At 41.3% G+C, this 15,638-nt stretch carries 17 protein-coding genes; 2 read left to right on the top strand and 15 right to left on the bottom strand.

The genetic code is table 11. The annotated features are described in order from the left end of the window. Positions 1–8: 8 nt before the first annotated feature. Positions 9–2,357 carry an FdhF/YdeP family oxidoreductase gene (locus ACNO7B_RS16920; protein ID WP_417901733.1) on the top strand — a complete coding sequence of 783 codons (2,349 nt, stop codon included), beginning with the start codon at positions 9–11 and terminating at the stop codon, positions 2,355–2,357. Positions 2,358–2,408: 51 nt separating this feature from the next. Here ACNO7B_RS16920 and ACNO7B_RS16925 read toward each other — a convergent pair whose 3' ends face one another. The 6 genes from ACNO7B_RS16925 to ACNO7B_RS16950 all read right to left on the bottom strand — a co-directional run bounded on the left by ACNO7B_RS16925 (position 2,409) and on the right by ACNO7B_RS16950 (position 7,900). Further along, positions 2,409–3,083 carry a VWA domain-containing protein gene (locus ACNO7B_RS16925; protein WP_025208129.1) on the bottom strand — a complete coding sequence of 225 codons (675 nt, stop codon included), beginning with the start codon at positions 3,081–3,083 and terminating at the stop codon, positions 2,409–2,411. 81 nt (positions 3,084–3,164) lie between these two features. Continuing rightward, positions 3,165–3,863 (bottom strand): VWA domain-containing protein, encoded by a 699-nt coding sequence (locus ACNO7B_RS16930; RefSeq protein WP_008343379.1) that lies wholly within the window; start codon positions 3,861–3,863, stop codon positions 3,165–3,167. A gap of 324 nt (positions 3,864–4,187) precedes the next feature. Next, the gene (gene spoIID, locus ACNO7B_RS16935) at positions 4,188–5,210 is read right to left on the bottom strand and encodes a stage II sporulation protein D (RefSeq protein ID WP_417901734.1); all 1,023 of its coding nucleotides are present in this window, start codon (positions 5,208–5,210) and stop codon (positions 4,188–4,190) included. 256 nt (positions 5,211–5,466) lie between these two features. Then, the gene (murA, locus tag ACNO7B_RS16940; RefSeq protein ID WP_007497616.1) at positions 5,467–6,774 is read right to left on the bottom strand and encodes a UDP-N-acetylglucosamine 1-carboxyvinyltransferase; all 1,308 of its coding nucleotides are present in this window, start codon (positions 6,772–6,774) and stop codon (positions 5,467–5,469) included. Between the two features lie 32 nt (positions 6,775–6,806). Next, complete coding sequence (locus ACNO7B_RS16945; RefSeq protein WP_048001103.1) at positions 6,807–7,541, bottom strand: YwmB family TATA-box binding protein; 735 nt, start codon at positions 7,539–7,541, stop codon at positions 6,807–6,809. Between the two features lie 128 nt (positions 7,542–7,669). Beyond that, positions 7,670–7,900 carry a DUF1146 family protein gene (locus ACNO7B_RS16950; protein ID WP_025208130.1) on the bottom strand — a complete coding sequence of 77 codons (231 nt, stop codon included), beginning with the start codon at positions 7,898–7,900 and terminating at the stop codon, positions 7,670–7,672. Positions 7,901–8,070: 170 nt separating this feature from the next. Here ACNO7B_RS16950 and ACNO7B_RS16955 point away from each other — a divergent pair, with 170 nt between their 5' ends. Continuing rightward, positions 8,071–8,547 (top strand): hypothetical protein, encoded by a 477-nt coding sequence (locus ACNO7B_RS16955; protein ID WP_417901735.1) that lies wholly within the window; start codon positions 8,071–8,073, stop codon positions 8,545–8,547. Between the two features lie 42 nt (positions 8,548–8,589). Here ACNO7B_RS16955 and ACNO7B_RS16960 read toward each other — a convergent pair whose 3' ends face one another. The 9 genes from ACNO7B_RS16960 to ACNO7B_RS17000 form a co-directional block, all read right to left on the bottom strand. Beyond that, positions 8,590–8,985 (bottom strand): F0F1 ATP synthase subunit epsilon, encoded by a 396-nt coding sequence (locus ACNO7B_RS16960; RefSeq protein WP_008343393.1) that lies wholly within the window; start codon positions 8,983–8,985, stop codon positions 8,590–8,592. Positions 8,986–9,009: 24 nt separating this feature from the next. After that, positions 9,010–10,431 (bottom strand): F0F1 ATP synthase subunit beta, encoded by a 1,422-nt coding sequence (gene atpD, locus ACNO7B_RS16965; RefSeq protein WP_417901736.1) that lies wholly within the window; start codon positions 10,429–10,431, stop codon positions 9,010–9,012. A gap of 24 nt (positions 10,432–10,455) precedes the next feature. Beyond that, positions 10,456–11,322: a F0F1 ATP synthase subunit gamma gene (locus ACNO7B_RS16970; RefSeq protein WP_007497628.1), complete on the bottom strand. Its 867-nt coding sequence runs from the start codon at positions 11,320–11,322 to the stop codon at positions 10,456–10,458. An 88-nt stretch (positions 11,323–11,410) separates the two neighbouring features. Next, complete coding sequence (atpA, locus tag ACNO7B_RS16975; protein ID WP_008343398.1) at positions 11,411–12,919, bottom strand: F0F1 ATP synthase subunit alpha; 1,509 nt, start codon at positions 12,917–12,919, stop codon at positions 11,411–11,413. A gap of 16 nt (positions 12,920–12,935) precedes the next feature. Then, positions 12,936–13,481 (bottom strand): F0F1 ATP synthase subunit delta, encoded by a 546-nt coding sequence (locus tag ACNO7B_RS16980; protein WP_417901737.1) that lies wholly within the window; start codon positions 13,479–13,481, stop codon positions 12,936–12,938. After that, positions 13,478–13,990: a F0F1 ATP synthase subunit B gene (gene atpF, locus ACNO7B_RS16985; RefSeq protein ID WP_007497634.1), complete on the bottom strand. Its 513-nt coding sequence runs from the start codon at positions 13,988–13,990 to the stop codon at positions 13,478–13,480. Before atpF ends, ACNO7B_RS16980 begins: the two co-directional genes overlap by 4 nt. A 120-nt stretch (positions 13,991–14,110) precedes the next feature. Then, entirely contained in the window at positions 14,111–14,323 is a 213-nt protein-coding gene (atpE, locus tag ACNO7B_RS16990) for a F0F1 ATP synthase subunit C (protein ID WP_003214968.1), read from the bottom strand. Between the two features lie 48 nt (positions 14,324–14,371). After that, positions 14,372–15,106, bottom strand: a complete 735-nt coding sequence (gene atpB / locus ACNO7B_RS16995) for a F0F1 ATP synthase subunit A (RefSeq protein WP_007497637.1) — start codon at positions 15,104–15,106, stop codon at positions 14,372–14,374. 7 nt (positions 15,107–15,113) lie between these two features. Next, on the bottom strand, positions 15,114–15,497 hold the full coding sequence (locus ACNO7B_RS17000) for an ATP synthase subunit I (RefSeq protein ID WP_007497639.1): 384 nt from the start codon (positions 15,495–15,497) through the stop codon (positions 15,114–15,116). Positions 15,498–15,638 lie beyond the last annotated feature (141 nt).

The following is a 15,638-nucleotide window of genomic DNA, read 5'->3' on the forward strand; positions in this document are numbered from 1 at the left end:
ACGATATCATGGGAAAAACAAAACACAAGGGGCCTATTAAACTCAACAAAAAACCCTCACCAAAGCTATGGGCCTCTTTTGCTCCTATGGGGCTCGGAAAAGTAAAACCGAAACACATTCGAGACACAATGAAAGTGGCATGGGAGAACAAAGATAACCTCCCCTATGCGTACCGTATATTGACTCAGGGCGTTTGTGACGGCTGTGCTCTTGGTGTATCAGGTTTATACGATCAAACACTAGCAGGGCCCCATATATGCACGACAAGACTGAATGTGCTACGGCTTAACACAATGCCAGCAATTGATCCAAAATGGTTCGAAGATATTGAGCGGCTCAAACAAATGGATAGCACGTCTCTTCGAAAACTTGGGCGTATTCCTTATCCCCTGATTCGAAAAAAAGGTGAGAATGCCTTTACACGCATTTCTTGGGATGATGCATTAGATCAAATCGCCGCTAAAATCATATCAATTGATAAACGTCAGCTTGCTTTCTATTTAACGGCTAGAGGGATTACAAATGAAGTGTACTATACTGCGGCGAAAGCTGCGCGATTTATTGGAACAAATCATATCGATAATGCTTCTCGTATTTGCCATTCACCAAGCAAAACCGCTCTTAAACGCTCCCTTGGTATAGGTGCATCCAGCTGTAATTACAGTGATTGGATTGGAACAGATGTATTGATATTTTGGGGCTCTGTTGCAGCAAACAACCAGCCGGTTTCGACTAAATATATGTACGCCGCTAAAAAGAAAGGAACCAAGATCATTGTCATCAATCCATATAAAGAACCTGCAATGGAAAAATATTGGGTCCCTTCTATTCCAGAAAGTGCTTTATTCGGCACAAAAATAGCGGATGATTTTTATCAAGTCAATATAGGCGGTGATATTGCGTTTATGAATGGTGTCATCAAACATTGGTTTGATATGGAGGAGCAAGCGCCCCATTCCGCTCTTGACCATGAATTTATCCAAGCGCATACAACCGGCATAAAAGATGTAAAGCAGCATGTCACTCAGTTAAAATGGTCGGATCTCGAAGCATCGTCAGGCTTATCTAAAGAAAGAATGAAGGAATTCGCTGTACTGCTTGCCAATGCCAATTCAGGCGTGTTTATTTGGAGTATGGGTCTCACTCAGCATCGCTTTGCCACTGATAATATATCACAAGTCGCAAACCTTGCCATGTTACGCGGATTTATTGGCAGAAAACATTGTGGCGTTATGCCTATTCGTGGCCATAGCGGTGTCCAAGGTTCAGGCGAAATGGGTGCTGATCCATTCGTATTGCCCGGCAGTGATTTTGATGAAGAGAATATTAAAAGAATCGAGAAGATATGGGGATTTGATATTCCAAAATGGCATGGTGACACGATTGGGCAATCATTTGAAAAAATGGCTCTTCCAAAAGAACACCCGCAAAAGCTGAAGATGCTGTTTACTAGCGGTGGAAACTTTTTAGAAACGATGCCAAATCCTGAAGCGATTGAAAAAGCACTATCCGAGCTTGAACTCCGTGTCCATCAAGATATTATTTTGAACACCTCTACACTAGTAGAAGCAGAAGAGACTGTGATTGTTCTGCCTGCAATGACAAGATATGAACAGCCAGGCGGCGGTACATCAACCAGTACGGAACGCATGGTGTATTTCAGTCCGGAAATTGAAGGACCTCGCATTGAAGAAGCCAGAGCTGAATGGGACATTTATATTGACCTAGCAAAAAGAGTTCGCCCAGAAGACGCGAAGTTGATTCATTTTGACCATGCTGAAGACATTCGCCGTGAGATTGCCATCGCAAATCGGAACTATGATGGGATCCAACATTTGCGTCATAAAGGGGATGTCTTTCAATGGGGTGGCGCATGGCTTTGCGAAGATGGGGTGTGTCCAACAACGGATGGAAAAGGACACCTGCTTCCAGCACAGCTGCCTCAATATCGAAAAACTGAGGGACATTTCAATATCACGACAAGACGAGGCAAGCAATTCAACTCTATGATTTACAGTGAAAAGGATGCCTTTAATGGCGGAAAGCGTCATTCTATCTTGATGAATGAAGAAGATGCGAAAGAGCTTTACGTCCAAGAAGGCGATCCTGTTGTCCTTTTCAATCAATATGGATCCTACCAAGGAGTGGCTCAATTCGGAGAGCTGAAACGTGGAAATATTGCAGTTTATTGGCCTGAAGGAAACGTGTTAATACCAAAAGGAGTTTACGAAAGCTATTCCCAGATCCCAGAATACAATACCACCGCGATATTAGAAAAAGCCGAAACCTTTCATGCAAGAAAAGATCAGCACTACGTGGAGAAACGGATTGATGAATTGGAAACGACTTTAAATTGATCCTTTATGAAAAAACAGCTGGGGGTTTCTCCCCAGCTGTCTATTCACATCCTATTGACCAAAAGAGTTCGCTTCTTTTTGAAGAATATGATTTAATTCTTCTGCATTTGCTGCTGGTTGATATTGTCCACCACCAGCTTTGGCAACAGATTTTAGACTTTTTGCTTCTTTTTCATTTACATCGAAGCCAATGATATTGACGATTGTGTCAATACCTTCTTCATGTAATTGCTTCGCTGCTTGTGATGGGCTTCCGCCACATGTTTCCTCACCATCGCTGACAACATATACAATATTTTTTCCTTTAGCTTGGTGATCTTCAAAATCTTGTTTCGTATCAGTTAATGCTTTGGCAAGTGGTGTCCAGCCTGTTGGACCATACACATTTAGCGCTTGTTGAAAGGTTGCTTGCTCATATGTTCCAAATCCATAAACTGCTTCGGAACTTGCACAAGAAACGGCTTTTCCTGCATTTTTATTCGTTCCTTCATGACCAAAAACACGAAGCAAGACTTGTGTATCTTCTGATAAAATACTTGCGAAACTTTGGATCGAGCGTTTTGCGATATCGATTTTCTTTTCGCCTTCAACCGATTGTGCCATGCTTCCGCTTAAATCAAGTAAAATCACCACATGAGCAGGCTCCTTTTTCGTTACAGCATGAGCTGGTGAAGAAAGAAGCAGAACAAGACTCGCTAAAATGGTTAATATAATATTTCTTTTCATTAAAAAATCTCCCTTTTTTTCATTTGTACAGAAAAAGAGAAACGAAAGCATCAATCAATCGTTTCCCTTTTCTTCAGCAAGTTATTCGTGTAGTTTTAATGATTCTGCTGTAAGGATAGAACCCATTTCTTTCCCAGTGCTTGCTTGGTAGTAATGACCTTTACCAGCTTTAGCTACTTGCTTCAATTGACCTTCATAGCCATCGTTAAAGTCTAATCCAATCACATTGACTACAGTAGATCCTTTTGAGTTATGAAGCTCTTTCGCTACTTTCACTGGATCTCCACCACAAGTTTCTTCACCATCAGTAATTAAGTACACAATGTGTTTTGTTCCCTTATGAAGCTGTTTATCCGCTTGCTTTGCACTTTCAAGAGCACGTGCAATCGGTGTCCAGCCATTTGGTCCAAGACCGTTTAGAGAGTTTTCGAAACTATCCTTTTCATAAGGCTGAACGCCATAAACGCCTCTAATGACTTCACATGATTGAGCTTTACCTGAGTTTTTGTTGTTTCCTTCAGACCCAAACAAGCTCATACGGATTTTAGCATCTTTCGGAAGAGACTGAGCAAATTTAAATACCTCTTGTTTTGCTAAATCGAATTTGCGCTCTCCATCCACTTTTCTTGCCATACTTCCACTTGCATCAAGTAAGATCGTCACTCTTACATCTTTCTTATGTTTTTTGGCTGATGCTGCTTCTGCAAATACTGGTGAAGAGATTGACATTGATAATGTCAATACAGCTAAGGTTACGAGTGTAAATACTTTTTTCAACATGCTTTTCCTTCCTCCTTATGTATTTGATTGAAACATCTTAATCGTAAAATATTCTGTCTTGGAATGGTATAGGACTCGATCCCTTTTTCTCTTTCATCAAAATCACTAAAATTCTGTCAGATGTCTAGATATATTCACCTAATGACTCTTTTGTCATCCTCGTTTTCTCATTCTTTCGAGGGGCTTTGTATCGGCCATCGGTTCTTGTCGGGATGTAAATGTTTAAGATTTCCTGAGGTGCGCCTTAAGTCGCAATTTGTCACATTCTGTTCAAACCTCTTCACACATAAAAAAAGATGCCCCCATTTTGAGGCACCTTTGCTTTTATTTCTTAGCCATATATGTGTTCAGAAAGCGATCAGCTGATTCGATTTTTATCCCTTGATAATAATGTTTCACGATCGTCTCTACTTTTTTGCCTGACTGTGCCATATAATGTGCACCATACTGACTCATGCCCACACCATGGCCATACCCTTTTGTCGTAATCACGATTTGCTGACCCTTTCGTTCCCATGTAAAGTCTGCAGAGTGCAATCCTAGTGATTCGCGAATTTCTCTGCCCGACAATGTTTTTCCGTTAATGACGGCTTTGGCTACTTGATTGCCTGGTGTTCGTTCTACAATTTCTCCCATCTGCTGCTGGCCAAGGGTCACACCCAGTTTTTGCTGAAATTCGCTCACTGTGATGGTTTTCTTGTTTTGGAATTTGGGTGATTTTTCGTCCCATTTGCTTGAGACGCTTTTCAAATAAGGGATTTCATTTTTCCAATAAGCTTCTGCATTTTCGGTTTTCCCATTACTTGTTGAAAAGAAGGAAGCATCAATTGGTTTTTCGTCATACGTCAGTACTTTCCCTTGTGTACTGGCGACCGCTTCTGTGACCTTTTTTAATTTCCAATTGTACGCTTTTCCCCAAATTTTCTTCAGTTCCTGTTTATTTTTGTACACTTGGAACATTTGAGTGTCATCTACAAGAGAACCCTGTGGAGATTTGACGGTTTTATCAATGATCATTTGTCTGACGATATACGTTCTAGCGGCGAGTGCCTGTGCCTTGAGCGCCTCTATTTCAAAATCGGCTGGCATTTCAGAAGCGACGACACCGATCACATACTCTTCTAAGGGGATGTTTTCTACCTGCTGATGCGCTGAACGGTAGACGGGAATGGAGACGGGTGATTGTTTCAATTTGACTGAACCTTTCACTTCTTTTTTAACTGATGGTTCTGCTGCTACGTGTTGGCTGGCTGCTGGTTTTCCTTGGAACGTCGGCAACACGAGTAAGGTTGGAATCATTAAAATGATGATGCAAATTCCTGCGATTGTCCATATCATTGGTTTCATATTGGCTGCCCCCATTTGTCATTGAATCTCTTTTATCCTATGGGCAAGGACAAGCTAATATGACAGCTTCTTTCATTCATTGGACAAGTCTTTTGCTGATATGTTTGTGCTCTTCTTCATTTGATTTACTGTTCGTCTTTATGAATAAAATTTAAAACGATTGGATACACTAATGATAAGCTTTTGAAAATGCAACCAGTCTATGATTCTAAAAAAAATCAGCATGCCCAAATGGACACACTGATTTCTTTTATCATTACGCGTTCAGATCTGATACAACTTGTTCTTGTGTCACATCTGCTGATTCATCATTTACTCTTTCAATGTCTGCACCGATTGCTGCTAGTTTTTGGTGGAAGTTCACATATCCACGGTCAATATGCTTCAATTCAGTGACACGTGTATGACCTTCTGCCACTAATCCAGCAAGTACAAGTGCTGCTCCTGCTCTTAAATCAGTCGCTGCCACTTCAGCACCTTGAAGTTGAACAGGTCCATTGATTATCACAGAGCGACCCTCAATTTTAATATCGCCATTCATGCGGCGGAATTCTTCAGCATGCATAAAACGATTTTCAAACACAGTTTCTGTGATCATGCTTGTTCCGTTCGCACGAAGCAATAGCGCCATCATCTGAGATTGCATATCCGTTGGGAAACCAGGATGCGGCATTGTTTTTAGATCGATTGGCTTGAGTTCAGATGGTCCAATGACTCTTAAACCTTCTTCTTCTTCAATGATCTGAATACCCATTTCTTCCATTTTCGCCACAAGTGAAGTCATGTGCTCAGGCACAGCGCCTTTTACAAGAACATTTCCTTCAGTAATGGCTGCTGCCACCATAAACGTACCAGCTTCAATTCGGTCAGGGATGATGTTGTGTTTTGCACCGTGAAGTGTTTCTACACCTTCGATTTTGATTGTACCAGTTCCAGCACCGCGAACCTTACCGCCCATGGCATTGATGTAGTTTGCCAAATCAACAATTTCAGGTTCTTTTGCTACGTTTTCTAAAATCGTCGTTCCTTCAGCCAATGCTGCTGCCATGATGATGTTTTCAGTTGCCCCTACACTTGGGAAATCCAAATAGATTTTTGCACCTTTTAAACGGCCATTTACTTCAGCCTCGATGAAACCATTACCTACTTGAATTTTAGCTCCCATTGCTTCAAAGCCTTTTAAATGCTGATCAATTGGTCTTGAACCAATCGCACAACCACCAGGTAATGCAACTCTTGCATGACCTGTTCTAGCTAAAAGTGGTCCCATGACGAGCACAGATGCTCTCATTTTACGGACGTACTCAAACGGAGCCTCAGTTTCTAGTGCATGAGATGCATCTACTGATACTTCGTTATTTTCAAAATGTACTTCTGCTCCTAAATGACGTAACACTTCATTGATTGTATATACATCGGAGAGCGTAGGTACATCACAAATTACGCTTTTTTCTGTACTTGCTAACAAAGATGCAGCGATAACTGGTAAAACGGCATTTTTTGCGCCTTCTACTTTAACTGTGCCGTTTAACTTTTGACCGCCGCGGACGATGATTTTTTCCAAGGTCTTCCCCTCCGCGTCCCAAATTCTCTATATTAATATTCAGTCGTTACGATTGGTGTGCCAACCGTAATCGTATGATTTTCGTTCATTTCCGAACTTCTGATGGCAATTTGAACATTCATTTTATCATTTGAAGTCATAATGAACTGTTCCCACTTCTCTGTGTAAGCGGAAAGCGACACAAAATTAGACTCAACGAGATACTCAACTGGTTTTGCTTGAAATTCATTTGCTATCATTTCAGCTTTTTTTTGCAAAACAACATCCATCATACCATTTACATGACCATCGAGACAAGTAAAAATCACAAATTTTTCTTGTAATATGCTTTTTGCATGACGTACGAACTGATCATATGTATGCTCCCAGGTATTCAGTGGGCGAGCACCTTTTTGCTCATATAATAAATACGACTTTTGGTTTGATTTTGTGTCGGTCTTCACGAGTAAAATTTTCGATAATGTATCATTTTTTTCATCTTTGTAAATTCCTGTGACTTTGGTGACATGTTTCTCTTTTTTTTCGGTCCACTCATACTGTCGTAGTTCGTCTTTCAAACGTTTCACTTTTTTTGAAAATTGTTCGGATGAAATGTTTATATTTGTTTTGGCATGAAGCGTCCATCCACTTACTTCGATTTGCTGGTTTTTCATACCTTCTGCTATTTGGGCGAGCGTCGATGTTTCTTCTGCCCGAACACCTTGAATCATCAGAACAAAAAAAAGAATAAATGCAAATAATGGCCAACCTTTTAAATACTTTCTCACTTGTCATTCCCCCTTGCTACAAGTGTTGCCGCAAGGAGATCAATGCATACGTGGAAAAGTCATCAAAGGCCATATTTTTGACACTTCTTTTTACGTTCCCGCAGAAGGCAGTGACCAAACCTTTTATGTTAAAACATATAAGGGATTTGTCTGGAGAAATTTAAATAATCAAGGAAGAAATTGCTGACTGCCGATGCAATAGCAATCGTGATCAGCATCATGAGCAATCTAGCTTGAATAATTTTTCCTTTTTTAATCAGTGGATCAATATTCACCGCAAGCAATGCCCACCACGTAATGGCAATAAAAAATAGGTGGATCACAATACTGACAATTGCTTGTTGTCCTACATCTTCCATACACTTGAATCCTCCTTTTATTGATTTCTGTAAAGGAAAACTCCCTTTCATTATATCCTCCAAAATCGGAAAGATGAATCATTTGGAAAAAAGAGCTACATTTAGAGTGAATCCCCTCTTATTCTGATGAGAAGGAGATGATATACTGCGGTGGAAGGAGCTGATCATATTTGAAAGATTCTTTTCCTGACTTTGTTGATTTGTACGGAGAACTGGTTCCCTCATTTGAACATGAATGGGAAGCCATTGCTTTCTACTTTGATTATAGACAGACACAGCTAGAAGAATTAGCACAATTGTGTCATTTTCATAACATTTCTTTGGATTACTCAGGGGAAAGCCTTTATCAGTTAGAGTCATTATACTTCGATGCCTTCCGTCAGCAGCTTTTTGCTGAGTGGAAAATGCCAATAGATGCATTAGAAGCGATGATGAGTGTGTATTTAGGAGAGGTTGTCATCCGTCATCATTCAGATGCTGACTGGGTCGTGCGGCCTTATATGGACTCTTCGCACCAATATACGCTTGGCTTACGCAGAAACAATAAAACATGGCATTGCAGTACGCAATTTTGCGAGCAGTTATATCTTGAAAAGCAAGCATCTCATCCGTATGTGTCGATGTATCAATCTCTCATGTCATCCTAAAAAAAATCCTTCTTATCACAGTGATAAGAAGGATTTTCTGTTTTATTTCCCTGCTACATTTAAACGGTTTAATGCCCGTTTTAATGCGAGTTCCGCCCTGCGTACATCACTTTCATTCGGGTGGTTCAAATGCTCTTCAGCACGCTGTTTCGCTGATTTTGCACGATCTACATCAACTTTGTCTGATGTTTCAGCAGCCTGAGCAAGAATGGTTACTTTTTCGGGGCGAACTTCAACAAATCCACCGCTTACTGCAACCAATTCAGTTGATCCACTATGTTTTAAGCGAACTGCACCGATTTTTAGCGGAGCAACCATTGGAACGTGGCCAGCTAAAATCCCAAGCTCACCGCTTTCTGCTCTTACACTGACCATTTCCACATCCGCTTCATACACTGGGCCGTCGGGAGTAACGATATTGACTTGAACGGTCTTCATGCTTTTACCCTCCTAAGGACCAGATTAGACCTCTACACCCATCTCTTTGGCTTTTTCAACCACTTCTTCAATGCGGCCGACTAAGCGGAATGCATCTTCTGGAAGGTGATCGTATTTACCAGATAAGATTTCCTTGAAGCCTTTAACAGTTTCTTGCAATGGCACATAAGAACCTTTTTGGCCAGTGAACTGTTCTGCTACGTGGAAGTTTTGAGATAGGAAGAATTGAACACGACGAGCTCTGTGTACCACAAGCTTATCGTCCTCAGATAATTCATCCATACCTAAAATGGCAATGATATCTTGCAATTCTTTATAACGTTGCAATGTTTGCTGAACTTCACGCGCGATCGCATAATGCTCTTCGCCAACAATCTCAGGTGCAAGGGCACGAGATGTTGAAGCAAGTGGATCTACCGCTGGGTAAATCCCCATCTCTGTCAACTTACGCTCAAGGTTTGTCGTTGCATCAAGGTGAGCGAACGTTGTAGCTGGAGCTGGATCTGTATAGTCATCCGCAGGTACATAGATCGCTTGAATCGATGTAACCGATCCTACGTTTGTAGACGTGATACGCTCTTGAAGCTGACCCATTTCTGTTGCAAGAGTTGGCTGATAACCTACCGCTGAAGGCATACGTCCAAGAAGGGCTGATACTTCAGAACCTGCTTGTGTAAAGCGATAGATGTTATCGATGAAGAACAATACGTCTTGACCTTGTTCATCACGGAAATGCTCTGCCATTGTCAAACCAGTTAGAGCTACACGCATACGTGCACCTGGTGGCTCGTTCATTTGGCCGAAGACCATCGCTGTTTTTTCGATAACGCCAGAATCTTTCATTTCGTAGTAAAGGTCATTTCCTTCACGTGTACGCTCTCCAACACCAGCGAATACAGAAATACCGCCGTGTTCTTGTGCGATGTTGTTGATCAATTCTTGAATCAGAACGGTTTTACCAACACCGGCTCCACCGAATAGACCGATCTTTCCACCTTTGATGTAAGGAGCAAGAAGGTCAACAACTTTGATACCTGTTTCAAGAATTTCAACTTCTGTAGAAAGTTGATCGAAAGAAGGCGCTTGTCTGTGGATTGGGTCTCTTTGCGCTTCCACACCAAGTGGCTCATCTAAGTCAATGTTATCTCCCAGTACGTTGAATACACGTCCAAGTGTTACGTTACCAACTGGTACTGAAATTGGTTTTCCAAGGTCTACAGCTTCCATACCGCGCTTCACACCGTCTGTTGATGCCATTGCGATGGTTCTCACTGTATCATCACCTAAATGTAGTGCTACTTCTAAAGTTAAGTCGATATCAACTTCACTTTCGCTTTCCGCTTTATGCGAAACTTTGATCGCATTATAAATCTCAGGCAAGTGACCGTCTTCAAAACGAACGTCTACGACTGGTCCCATGATCTGACTGATGCGTCCTGTTTTCATTGCATTCCCTCCTGACAATTATTTCTATTCTAAGGCAGCTGCTCCGCCGACAATTTCTGTAATCTCTTGTGTAATCGCTGCTTGACGAGCACGGTTGTAAGAGAGTGTCAGGCTGTCGATCAATTCTTTTGCGTTGTCTGTTGCACTCTTCATTGCTGTCATCCTTGCAGCATGTTCACTTGCTTTGCTGTCAAGAAGCGCACCGAAAATCAAACTCTCTGCATATTGAGGAAGGAGAACTTCAAGAATTTCTTCTTCAGAAGGCTCAAACTCATAAGATGCGGAACGTTTATTTGGTGTCGCTGCGGCCGAAAGGTCCGTTAGCGGCAATAATTTTTTCTCTGTTACTTCTTGTGAAATGGCACTGACGAAATGGTTATAGAACATGTAAAGCTCATCAAACGCTTCATCAGAGAACATTTGCACTGTACTGCTTGCTAATTCTTTAATATCAGCAAACGCTACTTCGTCTCCAAGCCCTGTTACTTCAGAAATAACTGGAATACCACGCTTTTTGAAGAAGTCGCGTCCGATTTTACCAATCACAATCACCGCATATTCATCAGCAGATTGATGACGAGATTGAATCGCTTGGTAAGCGGCACGTAAAATCGAGCTGTTAAAAGGTCCTGCAAGTCCTCGATCAGATGTAATGACGAGATACCCTGTTTTCTTAACAGGTCTTGAAAGAAGCATTGGGTGCTTAGCACTTGTTCCAGTTGCGATTGCCGCAACGACTTCTTGGATTTTCTCCATGTATGGAACAAAGGACTTCGCATTATTTTCAGCACGATTCAGTTTCGCAGCTGATACCATTTGCATCGCTTTTGTGATCTGACTCGATTTTTTTGTTGACGTGATCCTTGACTTAATATCGCGTAATGAGGCCAAAGATTTCACCACCTTTTTTCAGGAATCCGTGTTCATTTACGTGAAAAGAGAGAAAAAGAGAATCTTTTTCTCTCGGAAAGATTACTAATTAGTTGCTTGGTGCAAACGTACGTTTAAAGCCTTCGATCGCAGCTTTCCACTCTTCATCAGCAGGCATGTTTCCTGTTTGAGAGATTGTGTCAAACAAGTCTTTATGGTTTTCTTCAATGTACATGAATAACTCAGCTTCAAAGCGTTTGACATCAGCAATCGCTACATCATCTAAGTATCCTCTTGTCAGTGCATAAAGAATCGCTACTTGTTTTTCAACTTTCAGCGGTTTGTTCAAGTCTTGTTTTAAGACTTCAACTGTTCTAGCACCACGGTTTAATTTGGCTTGAGTCGCTTGGTCTAGATCAGATCCAAACTGAGCGAATGCTTCAAGCTCACGATAAGAAGCAAGATCCAGACGAAGTGTACCTGCTACCTTTTTCATCGCTTTGATTTGTGCAGAACCACCTACACGAGATACAGACAATCCTGCGTTTACCGCTGGACGTACGCCTGAGAAGAAGAGGTCAGATTGTAAGAAGATCTGGCCATCTGTGATTGAGATAACGTTTGTTGGGATATATGCAGAGATATCACCAGCTTGCGTTTCTACGAAAGGCAATGCTGTGATAGAACCGCCACCCTTTTCATCACTAAGCTTCGCTGCACGCTCTAATAAACGAGAGTGAAGATAGAAAACATCACCAGGGAATGCTTCACGACCTGGAGGACGACGAAGCAATAATGAAAGCTCACGGTAAGCTGCCGCTTGTTTAGAAAGGTCATCATACACTACAAGCACATGCTTGCCGTTATACATGAATTCCTCACCCATCGTTACACCTGCATATGGAGCAAGGTAAAGAAGTGGAGCTGGCTGTGATGCAGAAGCTGTGACAACGATTGTGTAGTCAAGCGCACCATGCTTACGAAGTGTTTCAACAACACCACGAACAGTTGATTCTTTTTGTCCGATCGCTACATAGATACAGATCATGTCTTGATCTTTTTGGTTCAGGATCGTATCAATTGCAACAGATGTTTTACCTGTTTGACGGTCCCCAATGATCAATTCACGCTGTCCGCGTCCGATTGGAATCAAGGCATCAATTGCTTTAATTCCCGTTTGAAGCGGCTCATGTACCGATTTACGATCCATAACGCCTGGTGCTTCACTTTCGATTGGACGTGTTTTGCTTGTTAAAATTGGACCTAGTCCATCTACAGGCTGACCAAGTGGGTTCACAATACGTCCGATTAACTCTTCCCCTACTGGAACCTCCATGATACGACCTGTACGTTTTACGTCGTCACCTTCACGGATATCTTTGTAAGGTCCTAAGATTACGATACCTACGTTAGACTCCTCAAGGTTTTGAGCCATACCCATTACACCGTTAGAGAACTCAACAAGCTCTCCTGCCATAATGTTGTCAAGGCCATGTACACGCGCGATACCGTCCCCTACTTGAATGACTGTACCGACATCTTTTACTTCAATTTCAGATTGATAGTTTTGGATTTGCTGCTTTATCAGCGCGCTAATCTCTTCAGCTTTGATACTCACTAAGGTTTCACCCCTTCTAACGATTTTCGCCTGCAAGCTGACGTTCAATGCGGGAAAGCTTTCCGCTGACACTGCCGTCATAAATGCGGTTTCCGATACGGATTTTCACTCCGCCTATTAGATCCTTGTCAATCACGTTTTCAACACGCAGTGATGTGACTCCGGCTTTTTTGGCAAATACTTCAGATAAAGATTGAATTTCAGCTCCGCTGAGCGGTTTAACTGAATACACGATCGCATCGTCTATTTGTTTCGTACGGTTTGCAAGTTTCACAAACTCAGACGTCATTTCAGGAAAAATATTCGTGCGTCCGCGGTCAATCAATAAATACATTGTGTGCAAAACATATGTCGAAACACCTTTGAAAGCTTCTGCAATCAGATGTTTCTTTTTGTCTGCCGTAATCTTCGGATGAACAAGAAAGTCATTTAATTCTTGATCATTCTTAAGAACTTTTTTGATCTCATTCAGCTCTTTTTCAGTTTCGTCTACTGCCGAAGAAGCAAGAACGATGTCAAAAAGAGCAGAAGCGTAACGCTTAGAGACAATAGTCACGCTCATCGGCTTTCGCCTGCCTCTTTAAGATACTCTTGGATCAATTTCTCTTGTGCTTGCTCATCAAGTTCTTTTTCAATCACTTTAGAAGCAATTAATACAGATAGTGATGCAACTTGCTCGCGCAGTGCAGCCACAGCTTGTTCTTTTTCTTTCACGATTTCAGTTCTAGCAGACTCTTTCAAGCGCTCTGATTCTTGACGTGCTGCTTGAATGATGTCTTCTTTTTGTTTCTCACCAATCTTTTTCGCATTTTCGATGAGTGTATGTGATTCTTCGCGTGCTTCTTTCAATAAGACACGTTGTTCTTCAAGAAGCTTTTCAGCTTGAACGTGCTTTTCTTCAGCACTTGAAATTTCATTTCCTATATAATCTTCACGCTGTTTCATAATCCCTAATAAAGGCTTAAGCGCAAATTTCTTTAAAAGTGCAAGCAGGATGAGCATAGCGATCAACTGGAATATGATATCTCCGGTATTTAGACCTGCTCCTAAAACTACTGGTAACTGAGACATTTAGTACGGCAACTCCCTTCTTTAAATAATATGTTAAGAAACAAAACATAAAGGAATGGCGAAGTTTCGAACTAATCTGATCTTCGCCATTAAAATTCATATTAGAACGCTTCTCACATATTAACCAAAGAATGCCAAGAATGCGATAACGACAGCGATAATTGGAAGTGCCTCAACTAAAGCTACCCCGATGAACATAAGTGTTCTTAGTTCTCTACCAGCCTCTGGCTGACGAGCGATTCCTTCAACTGTTTTAGATACGATTAGACCGTTACCAATACCTGCTCCTAGTGCTCCTAAACCGATTGCAATTGCTGCTGCTATTAAATTCATTAAAAAGCTCCTCCTTTAAAATAACGTCCTTTTTGGACTCTCAATTTTTTAGTGTTCGTCGCTGACTTTATGGGAGATATACACCATTGTCAGCATGGTGAAGATAAATGCCTGGATGGTTCCGACAAACAAACTGAATGCCTGCCATACAATCATCGGCACGATGGCACCTAATGTACCAATGATACCTAGTGCAAGGTTTTGCGAATAGAAATTAGTCGCAAGTCCTGCAAGTAAACCAAGAAGAATCTCTCCAGCGAAAATATTTCCATAAAGACGCAAACCAAGTGTTAATGTGTTTGCAAATTCTTCAATAATTTTCAGCGGTACTAAGAGTGGGATTGGTCTAAAGTAGTCTTTTGTATATTCCTTGACTCCTTTTGCTTTAACACCATAGTAGTGTGTCAATCCCATGACCATAACCGCTAGTGTCATTGTGATTGCAGGATCAGCAGTTGGTGATTTCCACCATAAGTTGTGATCGACCGTAATCGAGAATGGCAGTCCAAGCATGTTTGAAACAAATATGTACATGAGTAATGTAACGCCAAGCGCTAGAAATGGGGCTCCTGTTTTCATGTCCATCGAACTACCTATGATATTTCGAACAAAATCAACAATCCATTCCATGAAGTTCTGCGCCTTTGTCGGACGAATAGCCAGAACACGAGTAGTCAGCACCGCTATGAGAAGAACGATGATACTAGCAATCGTAATCATGAGAACATTGGATAAGTTGAACGTTAACCCTAAAAATTCTGTAGTTTTTGAACTGTGACCCAAAGAGTATTCACCTCTCTTCCATAGTAGAACGTTTAAGTTGAATGAAGGAATCTATCATAATGACAGGATATATTGTCATTAATCCTATAACAACACCTGCCAGATGAACTTCGTTAGGGTAACGCCAAGCAATCGCTACTGCGAGAATTGCGTTGGCCCACCTGGCTGTACTTCCCATTGAACGAATAGATTTTCCTTTTTTAACTGCTCGATCAAAAGCATGCATTCTCCGAATAAGCAGGAATAAATTAAAGAAAGCAAAAATTGTGCCGATAATGAAACCAAGAAACAGTGGTTTAAAACCAGGCATGGCATAGCCAAACACAAAAATTGCCAATAAATAGAACATATATTTACTCTGTCTGCGGAAAATGACGTTTGGATCGTTCATTCATCTGACTCCCGATGAAAAATATTGTAAAAAAGGTGATAAATGGTGATGAAAACTGCGTAGAAGACGCTTATGATAAGCTGTCCTATTTGAAAAAAATCAATCACCCATCGGTCTAATTGTGCAATCAGACTTGAAATC

The organism is Bacillus sp. AK25 (genome assembly GCF_048270685.1).
Taxonomy (GTDB): domain Bacteria; phylum Bacillota; class Bacilli; order Bacillales; family Bacillaceae; genus Bacillus; species Bacillus altitudinis.

Coding starts and splice junctions, on each gene's coding strand:
- ACNO7B_RS16980 (WP_417901737.1), bottom strand. CDS start 13,481: ATGAGCGTGACTATTGTCTCTAAGCGTTACGCTTCTGCTCTTTTTGAC.
- ACNO7B_RS17000 (WP_007497639.1), bottom strand. CDS start 15,497: ATGAACGATCCAAACGTCATTTTCCGCAGACAGAGTAAATATATGTTC.
- atpF (WP_007497634.1), bottom strand. CDS start 13,990: ATGTCTCAGTTACCAGTAGTTTTAGGAGCAGGTCTAAATACCGGAGAT.
- spoIID (WP_417901734.1), bottom strand. CDS start 5,210: ATGAAACCAATGATATGGACAATCGCAGGAATTTGCATCATCATTTTA.
- ACNO7B_RS16930 (WP_008343379.1), bottom strand. CDS start 3,863: ATGTTGAAAAAAGTATTTACACTCGTAACCTTAGCTGTATTGACATTA.
- ACNO7B_RS16925 (WP_025208129.1), bottom strand. CDS start 3,083: ATGAAAAGAAATATTATATTAACCATTTTAGCGAGTCTTGTTCTGCTT.
- ACNO7B_RS16920 (WP_417901733.1), top strand. CDS start 9: ATGGGAAAAACAAAACACAAGGGGCCTATTAAACTCAACAAAAAACCC.
- ACNO7B_RS16950 (WP_025208130.1), bottom strand. CDS start 7,900: ATGGAAGATGTAGGACAACAAGCAATTGTCAGTATTGTGATCCACCTA.
- atpE (WP_003214968.1), bottom strand. CDS start 14,323: ATGAATTTAATAGCAGCAGCAATTGCAATCGGTTTAGGAGCACTAGGA.
- atpD (WP_417901736.1), bottom strand. CDS start 10,431: ATGAAAACAGGACGCATCAGTCAGATCATGGGACCAGTCGTAGACGTT.
- ACNO7B_RS16960 (WP_008343393.1), bottom strand. CDS start 8,985: ATGAAGACCGTTCAAGTCAATATCGTTACTCCCGACGGCCCAGTGTAT.